The following is a 14,834-nucleotide window of genomic DNA, read 5'->3' as shown; positions in this document are numbered from 1 at the left end:
AAGATAAAGGAGCCGTTTCATGGCTGGCGAGAAAACCGTCGAAACGACAGGACTCTTGGGATGGATTGACAGGCGCTTCCCCCTGACATCCATGTACAAAGAGCACATGTCAGAATATTACGCGCCGAAGAACTTCAACTTCTGGTACTTCTTTGGTTCCCTGGCACTGCTGGTGCTGGTCATCCAGATTGTGACTGGTATTTTTCTGGTCATGAACTACAAGCCTGATGCCAAACTGGCCTTTGAGTCGGTTGAGTACATCATGCGCGAAGTGCCCGGTGGCTGGATCATCCGCTACATGCACTCCACAGGCGCTTCCATGTTCTTCGTGGTGGTGTACCTGCACATGCTGCGCGGCTTGTTCTACGGTTCTTACCGCAAGCCTCGTGAACTGGTGTGGATCTTTGGCGTTGCCATTTTCCTCTGTCTGATGGCTGAAGCCTTCATGGGCTACCTGCTGCCATGGGGCCAGATGTCCTACTGGGGCGCCCAGGTGATTGTTAACCTGTTCTCGGCCATTCCTTTCATTGGTCCTGACCTGGCTATTTTCATCCGTGGTGACTACGTGGTGTCCGACGCCACCCTGAACCGCTTCTTTGCGCTGCACGTCATTGCTGTGCCTCTGGTCCTGCTTGGCCTGGTTGTGGCTCACCTGATCGCGCTGCACGAAGTCGGTTCCAACAACCCTGACGGTATCGAAATCAAGAACGGCCCCAAAGACGCGCAAGGTCGTCCTTTGGATGGCATTCCCTTCCACCCCTACTACTCGGTACACGACATCCTGGGTGTGGCTGGCTTCCTGATTGTATTTGCCGCGATTGTCTTCTTTGCTCCTGAAATGGGCGGCTACTTTCTGGAGTTCAACAACTTCAGCCCAGCCGATGCGCTAAAGACTCCTCCACACATTGCGCCTGTCTGGTACTTCACGCCTTTCTACTCCATGCTGCGTGCCACAACCGCTGACTTTACCTGGGTTCTGGCCGGTGCTTCCGTGCTGGGCGCGCTGGTGCTGTTCGTCAAAGGCAAGCTGCCCGGTATCTGGCGTCTGGCTGTTCCAGCCATCCTGATCGCTGTTGCTGTGTTGCTGCGTGTTATCGACGCCAAGTTCTGGGGCGTGGTGGCCATGGGTGGTACGGTCGTGATCCTGTTCTTCCTGCCTTGGCTGGACAAATCGCCTGTGAAGTCGATTCGTTACCGTCCTACCTGGCACAAAGTGCTGTACGCGATTTTCATCATCAACTTCCTGATCTTGGGTTACCTGGGCACGCAGGCCCCGAACGACTTGTTCAACCTGCTGAGCCAGATCGGTACGGTGATCTACCTGGCATTCTTCCTGTTGATGCCAGTATGGAGCCGCATGGGTACATTCAAACCCGAACCTGATCGCGTGACTTTCCGCCCTCACTAGGCCCCCAACACGAAACGGAATGACCATGATTAAAAAACTGCTTGGCGCTCTGGCCTTGTCCCTTACCTGCACGGTGGCTGTGGCCGCCGAAGGTGGCTATGCCCTGGAGCGCGCGCCCGACCGCATGAATGACATGGCGGCTTTGCAAAATGGCGCAAAACTGTTTGTGAACTACTGTCTGAACTGTCATAGCGCCAACTCCATGCGCTACAACAAGCTGAAAGATATCGGCCTGACCGAAGAAGACATCAAGAAAAACTTGCTGTTCTCCTCGGACAAGGTGGGTGATCTGATGAAGATCGCCATGACCCCGGAAATGGGCAAGAAATGGTTTGGTGCTGCTCCTCCTGACCTGTCCGTGATTGCACGTGCCAAGTCCACCAACCTGGGCCCTAGCGGCGCAGACTACATCTACACCTACCTGCGCACTTTCTACCGTGACGCATCCCGTCCTACAGGCTGGGATAACCTGGTTTTCCCAAGCGTGGGTATGCCTCACGCCATGTGGGAGCGCCAAGGTGGTGTGACTTTGCACCGTACGACCGTGGCTGAAACCGCCAAAGACGATGGCAGCAAAGAGTGGGTCAAGACAGTCGCCAGCTACGATCCCGCCGGCTTCTCGTCCGTCAAAACAGAAGTATTGGACAATTACACTGGCCATGCCTCCGACTCGGTCAAGCTCGAGCCTGTCAATGCCAAGATGGCTGCCAAGTACGACAGCGATGTCGCCGACCTGGCCAACTTCATGGACTGGATGGCAGAACCTGTGCAACTGGAGCGCAAGAAAATTGGTGTGGGCGTAATCCTGTTCCTGCTCTTGTTCTTTGCCGTTGCATGGCGCCTGAACAGCGTTTTCTGGAAAGACATCAAGTAAAACGCTATGCTAGACGGGCAGGCCTAACTAGCCTGCCCGGCTTTTTATTGTTAAAACCCTCTGCAGGGTTTTAAGTTCTGAGCCGTGAGGCTCTTGTTTTTATTTCTACGACTGGAATCTCCTACCATGATGGTGCTCTACTCTGGAACAACTTGCCCATTCTCACAGCGCTGCCGTTTTGTGTTGTTTGAAAAAGGCATGGATTTCGAGATCCGCGACATCGACTTGTACAACAAGCCTGAAGATATCGCCGTCATGAACCCCTACGGACAGGTGCCCATCCTGGTAGAACGTGACCTGATCTTGTACGAATCGAACATCATCAATGAATACATTGATGAGCGTTTCCCGCATCCTCAGCTGATGCCTGCGGACCCTACCATGCGCGCCCGTACTCGCCTGTTCCTGTACAACTTCGAGAAGGAACTGTTTGTACACGTGGCTGCCCTGGAAGACCGCCGCAACACGGATGCCAAGGCACAAGAACTGGCCCGTCAGCAAATCCGCAACCACTTGTCGCAGTTGGCTCCGATCCTGCTCAAGAACAAATACATGCTGGGTGAAGAATTCTCCATGCTGGACGTGGCGATCGCTCCCCTGCTCTGGCGCCTAGACCACTACGGTATCGAACTGCCCAAGAGCGCTGCTCCTGTGCAAAAGTACGCCGAGCGCGTGTTCTCGCGTCCTGCTTACATTGAAGCGCTGACGCCTTCCGAAAAAGTCATGCGTCGCTAATTCATTATGCAAGAGACCTCTACCAAACCCTACCTGTTGCGCGCTCTACACGAATGGTGTTCCGATCACGGATACACACCACACATTGTGGTCACAGTAGACGCCAACACTGTTGTTCCACGCGGCCATATTCAGGATGGTCAAATCACCCTGAATATTGGGCATCTGGCCACCAATGGTCTGATCCTAGGTAACGATTACATTGAATTCCAGGCCCGCTTCGGCGGTGTCACGGAAGACATTTTCGTGCCCGTAGCGGCCGTATCGGCCATCTACGCACGCGAAACAGGCGCTGGCATGGGTTTTGAGGTCGTCGAATCCGAGCCTTACGCGGAAGGCGAAGCACCAGAGGCAGCCCCTGAAGCGACACCGGAAGCGCCCGTTGCCAAAAAAGACGCTGACAAGGTCTCGCACCTGAAAATCGTCAAATAAGGCGCGTTCGACGCAGACAAAAAAGGCTCCGTAAGGAGCCTTTTTTACCTCTTGAATAACCAGTTCTACTACAGATATCAAATAGTAGAACCGGTCACCCAAGCACTTGCATTGTCACTGAGCGAAGGCACTGCACCACTATCTAACACACGCTAAGTTCTACCCCTACTGCACCGCCTCAGCCTGATTGCGACGACGCCCAGCCGCCACACGCCACTCCAACAAGCTCTTGAGCATCACGGACACGATGGCGAATAGAGCCAGTAGCGCAGCCGCTGTAAAGGCCGCAGCCGCCTTGTTATCGTTGTTCAACTGATCCACCAGCAGGGACAAGGTCAAGGTCTGATTCATGATGGTGCCAGACACCACGGACACCGCGCCGAACTCGCCAATCGCACGAGCATTGGTCAGCACCACGCCATACAGCAAGGCCCATTTAATATCCGGCAGCGTGACGTGCCAGAAGATCTGCCAACCATTGGCACCCAGACTTAACGCCGCCGCCTGCGCGTCCGAACCTTGAGCCTGCATGATAGGAATCAGGATACGGGCCACATAAGGCGTGGTCACAAAGATCGTGACCATCAGGATTCCCGGCCAGGCGAACATCAACTGGATATCACGTGCGCTTAACCACTGTCCCAGAGACGACTCCACACCGTAGACCACCAGATAACACAGGCCAGCTACCACCGGAGAAACCGCGTAAGGCAAATCCACCAAGGTACTGAGCAAACGGCGGCCACGAAACTCGTAATGCGTCAGACACCAGGCCAGCAGAATGCCAAAGACCATGTTCAGGGGCACCGTCAGCACCGCCACAAACAGGGTAAGCCCAATGGCGTGCAGCATGTAGTCCTCTTGCAGATTGCTCCATAAAGCTGGCAAACCATCGCCCAAGGCTTTGGAGAAGATCAGTATCAGGGGGACCACCAGCAGACCCAGCACCAAGGCAATGCCCAAGGCCAGAATCAGGCGATCAGCCGTGCTTTTAGGTGTTTTTCTCATGACGCCCTCCGCTGCCAGCCCAACAAGCGATTCTGCACTAGTTGCAAGGTGAACAGCAGCAGCAAGGAGGCGATCAAGATCACCGAGGCAATCGCCGCCGCCGCCGGATAGTTGAATTCTTGTAGGCGCACAAAAATCATCAGGGACGATACTTCGGTTTTGTAGGGAATGTTGCCAGCAATCATGATGACTGCGCCGAACTCACCCAAACTGCGGATAAAAGCCTGGGAGGCTCCCGTGACCAGCGCAGGAATCAGCGGAGGAAACACCACTTTGCTGAACGTCTGCCAGCCACTGGCACCCAGTGTGTGGGCAACCTCTTCGTACTCGGCCCCCAGCTCTTCAATCACGGGCTGCACAATACGCACCACAAAGGGCAAACTGGTGAAGGTCATAGCCAGAACAATGCCGGGGTATTGATAGGCGATCTTCCAGCCTTCCGGCAGAAACTGACCAAACCAGCCGCCGGGCACAAACAGCGTCGCCAAGGTCAAACCCGCTACCGAAGTCGGTAAGGCAAACGGCAGGTCTACCAAAGCATCGATCAGGCGACGCCCCGGAAACTCAAAGCGCGTGATGATCCAGGCAATAATGAACCCCACCACGCTAGCAGTCAGGGTGGAATAAAGGGCAGCGCTGATCGTAACCTGATAGCTGCTGACGACGCGCTTATCCGTGACCGCACGCCAATAATCGGCCAGACTCATGTCACTGACGTACATGAACAAGGCCGACAAAGGCAGCAGCACAATAATGGACAGGTACAGGACGCTAAAGCCAAAGCTCAGCCCAAAACCCGGCATGACGGGGCGACGCAGAAAAAAGAGTGGCTTTAGCGCAGTCTTCGCCCCGGAATCCTGCGCCCCGCCCACAAGAGTACGACTCATGAATTACTTGGCCAGCAACTGGTCCAACACGCCATTCGCGGCAAAGTGGCGGCTTTGAATATCAGTCCAGGAACCCAGGAGGTCGGTGGGGTTGATCAACTTGACCGGTGCGTATTTGGACTCAAACTCCTTGGCAACAGCAGGATCCGTCACACGGTAGTTGAAACCAGCCAACAGACGCTGAATCTCCGGGGTGTACTGGAACTTCAGGTATTCGGTCGCCTCCTTGCGGGTGCCCTTCTGGTCAACCACACGATCCACCACGGCTACGGGGAACTCAGCCAATACGCTGACGGGGGGCACCACCACTTCCAACTCACTGCCCTTGAATTCATCGCTGGCGGCAATATTAAGCACTTCGGATTCAAAAGTCAGCAACACATCACCCTGACCATTCTGGGCAAAAGCCACAGTCGCGCCACGGCCACCAGTGGGGAAGCTCTCGACATTAGCCAGCACCTTACCGACAAACTCTTTGATCTTGGCTTCATCGCCGCCAAAGGCTTCATTGGCATACAGCCAGGACGCCAAATAGGTGTAGCGAGCATTGCCCGAGGTCTTGGGGTTCGGGAACACCAGTTTCACATCGTCACGCACCAGATCATCCCAGGACTTGATGTTCTTGGGATTGCCCTTGCGCACCAGGAAAGCGATAGTGCTGTAGTAAGGCGAGCTGTTGTTCGGGAATTTAGTGGCCCAGTCCTTGGCCACCGCGCCGCGCTCGGCCAGGAACTCAATATCGGTGACCTGGTTGAAGGTCACGGTATCGACTTTCTTGCCCTGAATAATGTCCTGGGCCTGACGGGAAGTTCCGGCAAAAGACTGATCAATCTTGATGTCTTCGCCCGTAGTGGCTTTCCAGTGCTCAACAAACTTGGGGTTGATTGCCGCAAAGGTCTCACGGGCCACATCAAACGAGGCATTCAGCAAAGAAACCTGGGCGCTGACGTTACCACCCAGCAAAGACGTCAACAACAAGGCAGAGCCAACAACAGACTTCAATTTCATGGTGTTCCCCAACGTTCCCGGACGCGGCCTTCGGAGCCCGTCACTAATGTTCAATTGCGCGCTTTCTATATAAGCACAGCTTGGATAGATCAGATTATGGGTAGGGAGAAAGGCATTTAAAACGACATTTTCATCATGCGCTTATAACCAGAACCTACTTACTGGCTGAGCCTGTGAGTCTTGGACCACATCAATATTTTTCTGGTGATTGCTTCTTATCAAAAATTCCGGCTATAATCGTCAATTCGCCGGCTTAGCTCAGTTGGTAGAGCAGCGCACTTGTAATGCGAAGGTCGAGGGTTCAACTCCTTTAGCCGGCACCACGAATAAAACAAAACGCCAAGCTTTCAAAAGCTTGGCGTTTTGTTTTTCTGCTGTCCGAGTCTTGCTGCTAGCCAGGTGGGAACCCCTCGTACTGAATAAGCCCATCAGCAATCTCATGCCACGCGGCTTTTGAGCCCACGAAAACGTGACAAGTGGGACGCAGACCAGGGTCATCGTCCAACACCCCTAACGCCAAGCCCAGCTCTTCTGGTTTTTGATCGAATTTAGTCAAAATATTTGACCCGCACCTGGAGCAAAAACCCCGGTGCTCTCCTGGCGATGACTCATAAAACCGCAGCAGTTCCTGACCGCGACGCCAATGAAATTCCTTGGTCTTGACCTTGCCCCGCGCCCTGAATGCAGAACCATGCGACTTGCGACACATGCTGCAATGGCAATAGAGCAGGTTCGTAATAGCGCCGGTAATCTCAAAGACCACGCCTTGGCAAAGACAGCTTCCTTTCACACGCCATACCTCCAAAGAGTAAGTTTCCCGCCGCAGATTTCAGCGGGCGTCGGACACCTTACTCGATAGAGGATACAAGACATTGGGTCAAATCTGCCGGGCATGAAGCCCCCAATAAAATCATCGTCCGTTCCAGCTCCTGAGCGACCAGGCCCAACACGTCAGAGACGCCCTGCTCGCCGCCTTGAGCCAAACCGTAGGCGACGGCACGTCCCAGGAATGCGCCCGTCGCTCCACAAGCGATGGCCTTGGCGACATCTGCACCACGCCGAAAGCCGCTATCGATAAACACCGGCATCTGCGTTTTGACGATATCCATGATTTGCGGGAGAACGCTGATTGTTGAAGGCGCACAATCCAGTTGTCGGCCACCGTGATTGGACACAATCAGTCCATCTACACCGTAATGCAAGGCCTGACGTGCATCTTCAGGATGGAGCACACCTTTGATCAGCAACGGGCCGTCCCACTTGGAACGCAGCCAGGAGACATCATCCCAAATCAAGCGGCGGTCCATGCTTCGCGCCAGCAGTGCTGCCTGTGCCTGAGCAGAAGTGGCTCCTTGCGTGGGCATCAGGTTGACAAACTGGGGTTGGCCGGCCAAAGCCTGACGCCACAGCCAGCGGGGCTGCAAAGCCATATCCAGCAATAAGCGGGGGCCTGGACGAAACGGCAATTTGAAGCCGTGGCGTATGTCCTTTTCTCTATAACCACCTACAGGCACATCGACGGTCAAAACCAAGGCTTCGAACCCGGCTTGGCGGGCGCGATCCAGAATGGAATTGGCCATGCCCCTGTCTTGCATCACATACAACTGCATCCAGCATGGGCCTTCGCAGACCTCACGCACCTGCTCCAAAGGGCTATTGGAGGCAGTGGACAAAATGTACGGCAAGCCCGCCTTGCCTGCGGCACGCGCTGCGTGCAGATCCCCACGTGGACGCACGACATCGATCAAGCCAACGGGAGCGACACCAAAAGGCGCAGCCCATCGGCGTCCAAAGACCTCTATTTCTGTTGATACCGCCGACGTATCACGCAAACTGCGTGGCGACAAAGTCAGCGTCTGCAAATCTGCCTGATTACGAGCCAGACAGAGTTCGTCTTCTGCCCCACCAGCAACATAGTCATAGACAAAGCGTGGCAGGCTGCTTTGGGCCGCTACCTGAAAATCCTGAATATTGAGCCGCATGATGCAAGCTGCCTCCCACCTGATGCCGGGCGTACAAGGCCCGATTCAATTTAATTGTTTAAGCATCAAGTATATAGTTGAAAGCACCGCTCCATGCAAAGAAAACACGTCTGTTTCTGCTCAGCCAAAGGAGAACGTGTTGGCAAGAACAGGCGACCAAGCTGACGACGGGCAGACGGAGGATCGTATAAGGGGCGACCAAGCAGATACGCCGGCACCTTGGCTAGCTAACTCCTGCTCGTCACGGACTTCCCACTAATACGACCCATCTCCAGATTCGGTATTTGGTCATTAGTCGAAAGCAGAGCGATTACTCCAACCCTGTAAATAGGGCAACTTCGTGACCTGGTGCTTAACAGGTACTCAAAACTTTGCAAACCAAGCAATACTGGCTAACACTGGCTCAGAAAGAAGCAGCAGTTCAAGCCAGAAGCTTGAAACCGCTGCGTTATTCCTGAGGCAGTCTTTACAATCTAACCGGCGTCACAAGACTGCCTTGCGTAAGGTAACTCTCAACATTCTTTAACACCAGCTCGCACATGGCGGCACGGGTTTCACGGGTTGCGCTCCCTACATGAGGCAGCACGACTACCCGCTCGTTACTTAACAACTCGGCAGGCACATCGGGTTCGTTCTCGAACACATCCAATCCGGCGCCGCCTAATTGGCCATTATCAAGAGCCGCCACCAAGGCTTTTTCATCCACCACAGAGCCGCGAGCGACATTGACCAGGTAGCCGTTGGGCCCCAAGGCTCTCAAGACCTCGGCAGACACCAGATGGTAAGTTTGCGGGCTGCCGGGGCAAGCCACGATGAGGAAATCGCACCATTGCGCCAAAGCCAGCAATGAAGGCTCGTGCTGCCAAGGCAATTCGGGTTTGGCGCTACGTGTGTGATAGCGGATCTCCATATCAAAGCCGATAGCGCGACGCGCAATAACCTGCCCGACTCGTCCCATACCCAGCATGCCCAGGCGCTTGCCACTGACCCGAGTGCTGGGCATGGTCGGGCCGACACGAGGCCAGTCACCACGCCGGACATGTCGGTCGGAAGCCGAAATGCCACGCACCACATCGATCAACAAACCAATCGCCAAGTCGGCCACGCAGTCGTTAAGAACGTCTGGAGTATTGCTCAGCATCACCCCACGCGCACGGACTGCATCCAGGTCGATGGCATCGTAGCCCACGCCCAGGCTACAAATAGCCTTCAAATTAGGCAGTGCCTCAATCAGCCCCTTGTCTGCGCCCTGCGTTCCTGTGGTGACCAGCACCGTAAACTCGCCGCCACGCTCACGCAAGAACAGCGCTTGATCGGGCGCATCACTCAGGGTTTCAACCGGACACAAGGCAGGCAGTTTGCCCGCCAGAGGAGGCGGCAAGGGGCAGGCTTGAAGAATCTTCGGGTTCATGGTCATGCTTCGCTTGTAAAGACGTCGAAATCAACTTGTTTAAGCAGGGCATTGCTCTGGCGTATGACATGACCGGCAGCACAGGCCTTGCGACGATAAGCCAACCAGCGCGGGTCAGCCTCCAGTGCGTTACGACGGGCTTCCCGGTCAGCCATATCCTTGTATGCCCACAGATGCACCACCTGATTCAGTTCACCTACTTCCGTGGTGTAGTAGCCGTGACAAGCGCCCAGATGTTCGATTTGTACGGCACGCCCTTGCGTTGCATACAGGGACAGGAAGTCGCGCAGCAGGCCGGTAGGGATGGTATAGGTTCTTTGGTCGATAATCATGTTGCGAATCCGTTTTTATCCAAGGTATTTGGGCAAGAGCAGCGAAATAACTGGAAAAGCCAAGAGCACCGCCAGGCGGAAAATATCCGCTACCACAAAAGGCAAGACTCCCCGATACAGCGTGCCCATCTTCACGTCGGGCAACAGGCTTTTCAGCACCATGACGTTCATGCCCACGGGCGGGGTGATGAAACTGATTTCCGTAACCACCACTACAATGATGCCGAACCAGACCAGGTCAAAGCCCAGGTGCTGCACCAGCGGGTAGAAAATAGGCACGGTCAGCAAGACCATGGACATGCTCTCCAACACACTGCCCAGCACGATATAAATTGCGCAAATCAGCAAAATCACCACGATCGGGCTCATCTCGAACTGCTGCACCCAGTCCTGCAAGTCGCTGGGCATGGAGGTGAAATTGATAAAGCTGGAAAACAGCAAGGCGCCGATCAGCACCAAGAACAACATGCCCGTCGTACGCGCCGACTCAACCAGCACATTGGACAGTGTCTGCCAGGTCAAACGGCCACGCAGCAGCGCGAACAGAAAGGCACCGCAAGCACCAATCCCAGCCGCTTCAGTAGAGCTAAATACCCCGCCATAAATGCCGCCCATCACGATAATGAACAACACCAGCACCCCCCAGACATCGCGCAGCGCACTCAAACGCTCTTTCCAACTCATGCGTTCACCGGGAGGCCCGGCATTAGGGTCGCGCCAGATCGTCCATCTGACCGCCAAGAGGTAGAGACCCACAGCCAACAGGCCGGGCAGAACACCGGCGGCAAACATCTTGCCTATGCTTTGTTCGGTCAAGATGGCGTAGACCACCATCACAATTGAGGGTGGAATCAAAATGCCCAGCGTGCCACCCGCAGCGATCGAACCAGAAGCCAAGGCACGGCTGTAACCGAGCCTACGCATTTGCGGGTAGGCCACTTTGGACATGGTGGCCGCCGTCGCCAGACTGGAGCCACACACCGCGCCAAAACCACCACAGGCCACTACCGTAGACATGGCCAGCCCACCCTTTCTATGCCCCAAAAACGCATAGGCGGCAGCGTAAAGCTCTTTGGACAATTTGGCTTGAGTAATGAAGTTACCCATCAAGATGAACAGCGGCAGCACCGACAGCAAATATTGAAAACCGCTTTCACGCACCACTGCGCCGGTCATGGCGTAGGCCGAAGGCCAGTTGCGCATGATGCCAACACCGATAAAACCCACCAGGGCCATGGAAAACGCTACGGGCACCCGCAGGAAGATCAAAAGGAGCATGGCGGCAAAGCCAATCAGCGCTTCAGTCATTCTGTGCCTCTTGTTCCAGATGGGCCGTCTTTGCGTTCCTGCTCCGGCCAAGCTGCCCCAACTCCACCAGTGTGTTGACGAACAGCATGATGCTCATGAAGTAAACAACCGGAGCCAATGGCAGCCCCAGCAAGGTGGTCTGATCAGCGTACTCGGCCGCCGACTCGGCTTGTGTCCAGCTGACCATAGCCAGCAAGGCACTGATCCCCGCTGCCAGCAAGTGGCTGGAGATATGAACGACTCGCGCGCCCCTGTCCCCACCGGGAACGGGCACCAGGTCGACCACAATGTGTTCACGCGCCATGGTGGCAAAGACAATACCGCAGAAGATCACCCCCACCATGAGTATTTCCGTCAGTTCTACCGCACCCATCACCGACACGTTGAAAATGTAGCGTCCTAGTACATCGGCCAAAGTCAGCAAGGCCAGCGAGACCATGCATAACTCAGTCAGACGCCGAAGACCCGCTCTTAATAAAGAGAGAATGGAGTTCATGCTTTGTAGCTCCGGGACTGCTGGCGCACGCGGCGTCCAGCAGGTTCAAGACAGTCTGAATACGCTGATCACTGGCCGCTTTCCCGCGCTTTCAGATCGGCACGAAACTCGGCCAGCACGGCAGGCCCGTCTATGCCCTTGGCCTTTGCAGCAGCAAGCCAGGTTTGCTCGAACGAAGCTGTGCGCTCTTTGACGGCGGCAATCAGCTCTTTACTGGCAGGGTGAAACTGCACATGACTTGCCTGCAGGGTTTTCAGGGCGGCCACATCCGCATCACCCCAGGCCTTGCCCCCCATGCGCGCGATATGCTCACCCGAAAGCCCCATCACGATCTCGCGGTCTTTTTCAGACAAGCGATCAAAGGCACCCGGATTCATGATGATGCCGTGCAAATCGGCATAAAGACCGCCGGGAAAAACCGTCGCATGTTTGACGACGCTGTCCAGACGAAACGAAACAACCGATTCAGGCGGGAAAAGAACCCCATCCACCACGCCGGTGCTAAGCAGTTCGTACGATTCGGAAGCAGGCTTTACCACCGCATTCACATTCAGCGCCTTGGACAGATCGGCCTGCATGCCACCGCCAATACGCAGCTTCAGGCCATCGAAGTCGGCAATGTTTTGTACCTGTTTTTCTGTGGTGTAAACACTGCCCGGGCCGTGACCATAAATGCCCAGCAACTTGATACCGCGATGCTCTTTGGCATCTTGCAGATACTTGCTATAGATATCCCACGCTGCCAGCGAGGTGGACTCGGCGCTATTGCCCGAAAACGGCAGCATGGCAAATTTCATCAAATCGAAATTGCCGGGGTAATAGGAGTAGGAAATAAAGGCCAGATCAACCAGACCATTGCGTACCGCATCCAGATGCCCAACCGGGTTAGTGGCCGCCTTGGTCAGGAAGTTGATCTTGACGCGCCCTTCGGTGGCCTGCTCCACCTCTTTGGCCCAGGGCTTCATGAAATTAGCGACCAGAACATGTGTCTGCGGAATCCAGGCCGAAAAAGTCAGCTCCACCGGTTTGTCCGCTTTTGCGGGACCTGCCGCCACACCCAGGCTCGTTAAGGCAATACCCAACAGGCGAGAAATCCATCGGTTCTTCATGGGGAATCCTTTTTAGTGGTAGATCGTTATAGGTATAGTTAGCCAGGCCCTTCAGGAAACAAGAGCCTGTTCAATCAAGGTTTTGACGTCGCCGTCATGCTGCATACCCAACTGCGTGGCGATTGCCGTTGTCAACGGTGGCCACTGGGCAAACTGCCGATCAAACTGGGGGTTGGACTGAAAACGCAAACCCGCATCGGCCCCCCGGCCATAGCGGGATTTCGCAGCCTGTACCAGGTCTGCAACTTGAAGACGCTGGGCGGGCAGATTCCATACTCGCCCCTCCGGCAAGCGAACCGTTTCGATGCTCGCCGTTGTCAAAAGATGTTGTACGCAGATCGGCAAGGAAAGCAGCCATATCCACCCCTGCGGGCCGATGGGACACTCGTAAGTGCTACCAGCGGCAAGAGCATGAATCAAGGAACTGGCAAATGAAGACAGCGCCGTTTCGGCCGTCATGGGTCTGGCAACCACGGTAGGCAAGCGAACCGAGCGACCATCCAGAAAGCCACGGCGGCTGTAATCGGCCAACAGCAACTCCACCATCCGCTTCTGCGTCCCGTAACTTAAGGTGGGTGCCACTGGGGTGTTGTCATCTACCTGTAGGGGCAGCGGCGTACCGAAGACACCAATACTGCTGGCATACACCACAACGGGACACTGTTCTTGTTGTCGCAAGTGCTCGAACAAGCTCACCGTGCCGGCGATATTGACGCGCAGGCCCAGCGCGAAATTCTCCTCAGCAAGCCGACTGGTCACCGAGGCCAGATGGAAAACCGTATCAGGAGCAGGGGTCAAAGCGGCCTGCAGCACGGTTTCATCGGACAAGTCACCGCTAATGCAGCGCAGGCCAGGCTCGTGGTGATAGCTTTGCTCTTCAAAAGCCAGATCCACCAAGGTCAGGCTTTGAATTTCTTTGGCTGCCAGACGTTTGGCTACCGCACGGGCCAGCGCTTGACCGATGTAGCCGTTGGCGCCGGTAATCAAGACATGCTTCATGGCTTATCTCCCAGCAGCCTGCGGGCAAGCGACAGCATGGCGATGGGGCACAGCCAGCACACTGCGATCACGCAAGGGCTGACACCAGGCCAAACCTTCTGACGGCAGTGCGCGAGGCTGATACTCGCAGCCCAGCCAAGCGTCGTAGCCCAAAGTGGGCAAGGCAGCCACGCCTTCCAGCAAATCATGTTGTGCAAGATCCGGCTCGTAGCGCCCATCGGCACCCGCGATCTGCACATAGCCGATCCAGGGCGCACAGGCCGCAACGCTGGAACGGACGTCCAAACTTTCTTTGACGCAGTGGTAGTAATCAAATTGCAGGCGCAGGCGCGGGGAATTGAAATGCTGGAGCACCTCTATGACCTGTTCGGGCAAATAATAAAAATACCCGGCCATATCACTGCGATTGAGCGCTTCCAGCGTCAGGACCAAATCATCCGCTTCAGCCAAGGCTAAAGCATGTTCCAGATTACTGATCAGTGCGGCCCGACCGTCTTCCTGCGCAAAGGGGCTGACATCGCCCGCCATCACGTGGATACGACGGCACCCGGTCGCCTGTGCAACCGCACGGGCACGATCAAAGGCTTGCCGGAACTGGGTCTGTGCGCCGGGAATCGCCGCCCAGCCCAGCCTGCCCTGCCCCTCGCCTATTGGCGTATTGATGAGCGTCAGCTCCAGCTTTGTGGTTTGCAGTTGCTGGGCGTACCACGCCGGAGCGTAGTCATAGGGCAGCAAAATCTCAACACCCTTAAAACCATCGGCCGCCGCAGCCTCAAAGCGTTCGCTCCAGTCCAGGTGCCGATACAACCAACTGAGATTAGCGGATAGTTGCATGGGGCCGCCCG

General features: G+C 55.4%; 16 protein-coding genes and 1 tRNA gene. 5 read left to right on the top strand and 12 right to left on the bottom strand.

Annotated features, from left to right (window positions below; all coding sequences use genetic code 11):
- The first annotated feature begins 19 nt into the window (after positions 1–19).
- The 4 genes from AC6I6N_RS15520 (at position 20) to AC6I6N_RS15505 (ending at position 3,449) form a co-directional block, all read left to right on the top strand.
- Positions 20–1,408: a cytochrome b gene (locus AC6I6N_RS15520; protein WP_094198003.1), complete on the top strand. Its 1,389-nt coding sequence runs from the start codon at positions 20–22 to the stop codon at positions 1,406–1,408.
- A gap of 19 nt (positions 1,409–1,427) precedes the next feature.
- On the top strand, positions 1,428–2,282 hold the full coding sequence (locus tag AC6I6N_RS15515) for a cytochrome c1 (RefSeq protein WP_497943618.1): 855 nt from the start codon (positions 1,428–1,430) through the stop codon (positions 2,280–2,282).
- A gap of 126 nt (positions 2,283–2,408) precedes the next feature.
- Positions 2,409–3,017, top strand: a complete 609-nt coding sequence (locus tag AC6I6N_RS15510; protein WP_094198005.1) for a glutathione S-transferase N-terminal domain-containing protein — start codon at positions 2,409–2,411, stop codon at positions 3,015–3,017.
- Between the two features lie 6 nt (positions 3,018–3,023).
- The gene (locus AC6I6N_RS15505) at positions 3,024–3,449 is read left to right on the top strand and encodes a ClpXP protease specificity-enhancing factor (protein WP_094198006.1); all 426 of its coding nucleotides are present in this window, start codon (positions 3,024–3,026) and stop codon (positions 3,447–3,449) included.
- Between the two features lie 165 nt (positions 3,450–3,614).
- On the opposite strand, the gene cysW is transcribed toward AC6I6N_RS15505, so the two are convergent.
- The 3 genes from cysW to cysP are packed head-to-tail and all read right to left on the bottom strand — an operon-like array spanning position 3,615 to position 6,352.
- Entirely contained in the window at positions 3,615–4,457 is an 843-nt protein-coding gene (cysW, locus tag AC6I6N_RS15500) for a sulfate ABC transporter permease subunit CysW (RefSeq protein WP_094198007.1), read from the bottom strand.
- Positions 4,454–5,344, bottom strand: a complete 891-nt coding sequence (gene cysT, locus AC6I6N_RS15495; protein WP_121739843.1) for a sulfate ABC transporter permease subunit CysT — start codon at positions 5,342–5,344, stop codon at positions 4,454–4,456. The genes cysW and cysT overlap by 4 nt, the downstream gene beginning before the upstream one ends.
- 3 nt (positions 5,345–5,347) lie before the next feature.
- The gene (gene cysP, locus AC6I6N_RS15490) at positions 5,348–6,352 is read right to left on the bottom strand and encodes a thiosulfate ABC transporter substrate-binding protein CysP (RefSeq protein ID WP_094198009.1); all 1,005 of its coding nucleotides are present in this window, start codon (positions 6,350–6,352) and stop codon (positions 5,348–5,350) included.
- A 247-nt stretch (positions 6,353–6,599) separates the two neighbouring features.
- On the opposite strand from cysP, the gene AC6I6N_RS15485 reads away from it, so the two are divergent.
- A tRNA-Thr gene (locus AC6I6N_RS15485) sits at positions 6,600–6,675 on the top strand.
- A 68-nt stretch (positions 6,676–6,743) separates the two neighbouring features.
- On the opposite strand, the gene AC6I6N_RS15480 is transcribed toward AC6I6N_RS15485, so the two are convergent.
- The 9 genes from AC6I6N_RS15480 to AC6I6N_RS15440 all read right to left on the bottom strand — a co-directional run bounded on the left by AC6I6N_RS15480 (position 6,744) and on the right by AC6I6N_RS15440 (position 14,823).
- The gene (locus AC6I6N_RS15480) at positions 6,744–7,142 is read right to left on the bottom strand and encodes a GFA family protein (protein ID WP_108728391.1); all 399 of its coding nucleotides are present in this window, start codon (positions 7,140–7,142) and stop codon (positions 6,744–6,746) included.
- Between the two features lie 58 nt (positions 7,143–7,200).
- Entirely contained in the window at positions 7,201–8,334 is a 1,134-nt protein-coding gene (locus AC6I6N_RS15475) for an alpha-hydroxy acid oxidase (RefSeq protein ID WP_497943617.1), read from the bottom strand.
- 466 nt (positions 8,335–8,800) lie between these two features.
- The gene (locus AC6I6N_RS15470; RefSeq protein WP_125277158.1) at positions 8,801–9,751 is read right to left on the bottom strand and encodes a 2-hydroxyacid dehydrogenase; all 951 of its coding nucleotides are present in this window, start codon (positions 9,749–9,751) and stop codon (positions 8,801–8,803) included.
- Complete coding sequence (locus tag AC6I6N_RS15465; RefSeq protein ID WP_094198015.1) at positions 9,748–10,077, bottom strand: NIPSNAP family protein; 330 nt, start codon at positions 10,075–10,077, stop codon at positions 9,748–9,750. Before AC6I6N_RS15465 ends, AC6I6N_RS15470 begins: the two co-directional genes overlap by 4 nt.
- 15 nt (positions 10,078–10,092) lie before the next feature.
- A complete protein-coding gene (locus tag AC6I6N_RS15460; protein ID WP_094198016.1) occupies positions 10,093–11,385 on the bottom strand; it encodes a TRAP transporter large permease in 1,293 nt (430 codons plus the stop codon).
- The gene (locus tag AC6I6N_RS15455) at positions 11,378–11,881 is read right to left on the bottom strand and encodes a TRAP transporter small permease (RefSeq protein WP_234354354.1); all 504 of its coding nucleotides are present in this window, start codon (positions 11,879–11,881) and stop codon (positions 11,378–11,380) included. Before AC6I6N_RS15455 ends, AC6I6N_RS15460 begins: the two co-directional genes overlap by 8 nt.
- A gap of 68 nt (positions 11,882–11,949) precedes the next feature.
- Positions 11,950–12,990: a TRAP transporter substrate-binding protein gene (locus AC6I6N_RS15450; protein ID WP_094198018.1), complete on the bottom strand. Its 1,041-nt coding sequence runs from the start codon at positions 12,988–12,990 to the stop codon at positions 11,950–11,952.
- Positions 12,991–13,041: 51 nt separating this feature from the next.
- A complete protein-coding gene (locus AC6I6N_RS15445; RefSeq protein ID WP_094198019.1) occupies positions 13,042–13,989 on the bottom strand; it encodes an NAD-dependent epimerase/dehydratase family protein in 948 nt (315 codons plus the stop codon).
- Between the two features lie 3 nt (positions 13,990–13,992).
- Positions 13,993–14,823, bottom strand: a complete 831-nt coding sequence (locus AC6I6N_RS15440; protein ID WP_249460480.1) for a hydroxypyruvate isomerase family protein — start codon at positions 14,821–14,823, stop codon at positions 13,993–13,995.
- Positions 14,824–14,834 lie beyond the last annotated feature (11 nt).

The sequence above is a fragment of the Alcaligenes sp. LTN-3 genome (genome assembly GCF_059735605.1).
The sequence above is the reverse complement of the archived record's forward strand: the minus strand, read 5'-3'. Positions and strand labels throughout refer to the sequence as shown.

What these genes read in the sequence shown, in the direction of transcription:
- AC6I6N_RS15520 (WP_094198003.1), top strand. Translation starts at nt 20, where the DNA reads ATGGCTGGCGAGAAAACCGTCGAAACGACAGGACTCTTGGGATGGATT.
- AC6I6N_RS15515 (WP_497943618.1), top strand. Translation starts at nt 1,428, where the DNA reads ATGACCATGATTAAAAAACTGCTTGGCGCTCTGGCCTTGTCCCTTACC.
- AC6I6N_RS15510 (WP_094198005.1), top strand. Translation starts at nt 2,409, where the DNA reads ATGATGGTGCTCTACTCTGGAACAACTTGCCCATTCTCACAGCGCTGC.
- AC6I6N_RS15505 (WP_094198006.1), top strand. Translation starts at nt 3,024, where the DNA reads ATGCAAGAGACCTCTACCAAACCCTACCTGTTGCGCGCTCTACACGAA.
- cysW (WP_094198007.1), bottom strand. Translation starts at nt 4,457, where the DNA reads ATGAGAAAAACACCTAAAAGCACGGCTGATCGCCTGATTCTGGCCTTG.
- cysT (WP_121739843.1), bottom strand. Translation starts at nt 5,344, where the DNA reads ATGAGTCGTACTCTTGTGGGCGGGGCGCAGGATTCCGGGGCGAAGACT.
- cysP (WP_094198009.1), bottom strand. Translation starts at nt 6,352, where the DNA reads ATGAAATTGAAGTCTGTTGTTGGCTCTGCCTTGTTGTTGACGTCTTTG.
- AC6I6N_RS15475 (WP_497943617.1), bottom strand. Translation starts at nt 8,334, where the DNA reads ATGCGGCTCAATATTCAGGATTTTCAGGTAGCGGCCCAAAGCAGCCTG.
- AC6I6N_RS15470 (WP_125277158.1), bottom strand. Translation starts at nt 9,751, where the DNA reads ATGACCATGAACCCGAAGATTCTTCAAGCCTGCCCCTTGCCGCCTCCT.
- AC6I6N_RS15465 (WP_094198015.1), bottom strand. Translation starts at nt 10,077, where the DNA reads ATGATTATCGACCAAAGAACCTATACCATCCCTACCGGCCTGCTGCGC.
- AC6I6N_RS15460 (WP_094198016.1), bottom strand. Translation starts at nt 11,385, where the DNA reads ATGACTGAAGCGCTGATTGGCTTTGCCGCCATGCTCCTTTTGATCTTC.
- AC6I6N_RS15455 (WP_234354354.1), bottom strand. Translation starts at nt 11,881, where the DNA reads ATGAACTCCATTCTCTCTTTATTAAGAGCGGGTCTTCGGCGTCTGACT.
- AC6I6N_RS15450 (WP_094198018.1), bottom strand. Translation starts at nt 12,990, where the DNA reads ATGAAGAACCGATGGATTTCTCGCCTGTTGGGTATTGCCTTAACGAGC.
- AC6I6N_RS15445 (WP_094198019.1), bottom strand. Translation starts at nt 13,989, where the DNA reads ATGAAGCATGTCTTGATTACCGGCGCCAACGGCTACATCGGTCAAGCG.
- AC6I6N_RS15440 (WP_249460480.1), bottom strand. Translation starts at nt 14,823, where the DNA reads ATGCAACTATCCGCTAATCTCAGTTGGTTGTATCGGCACCTGGACTGG.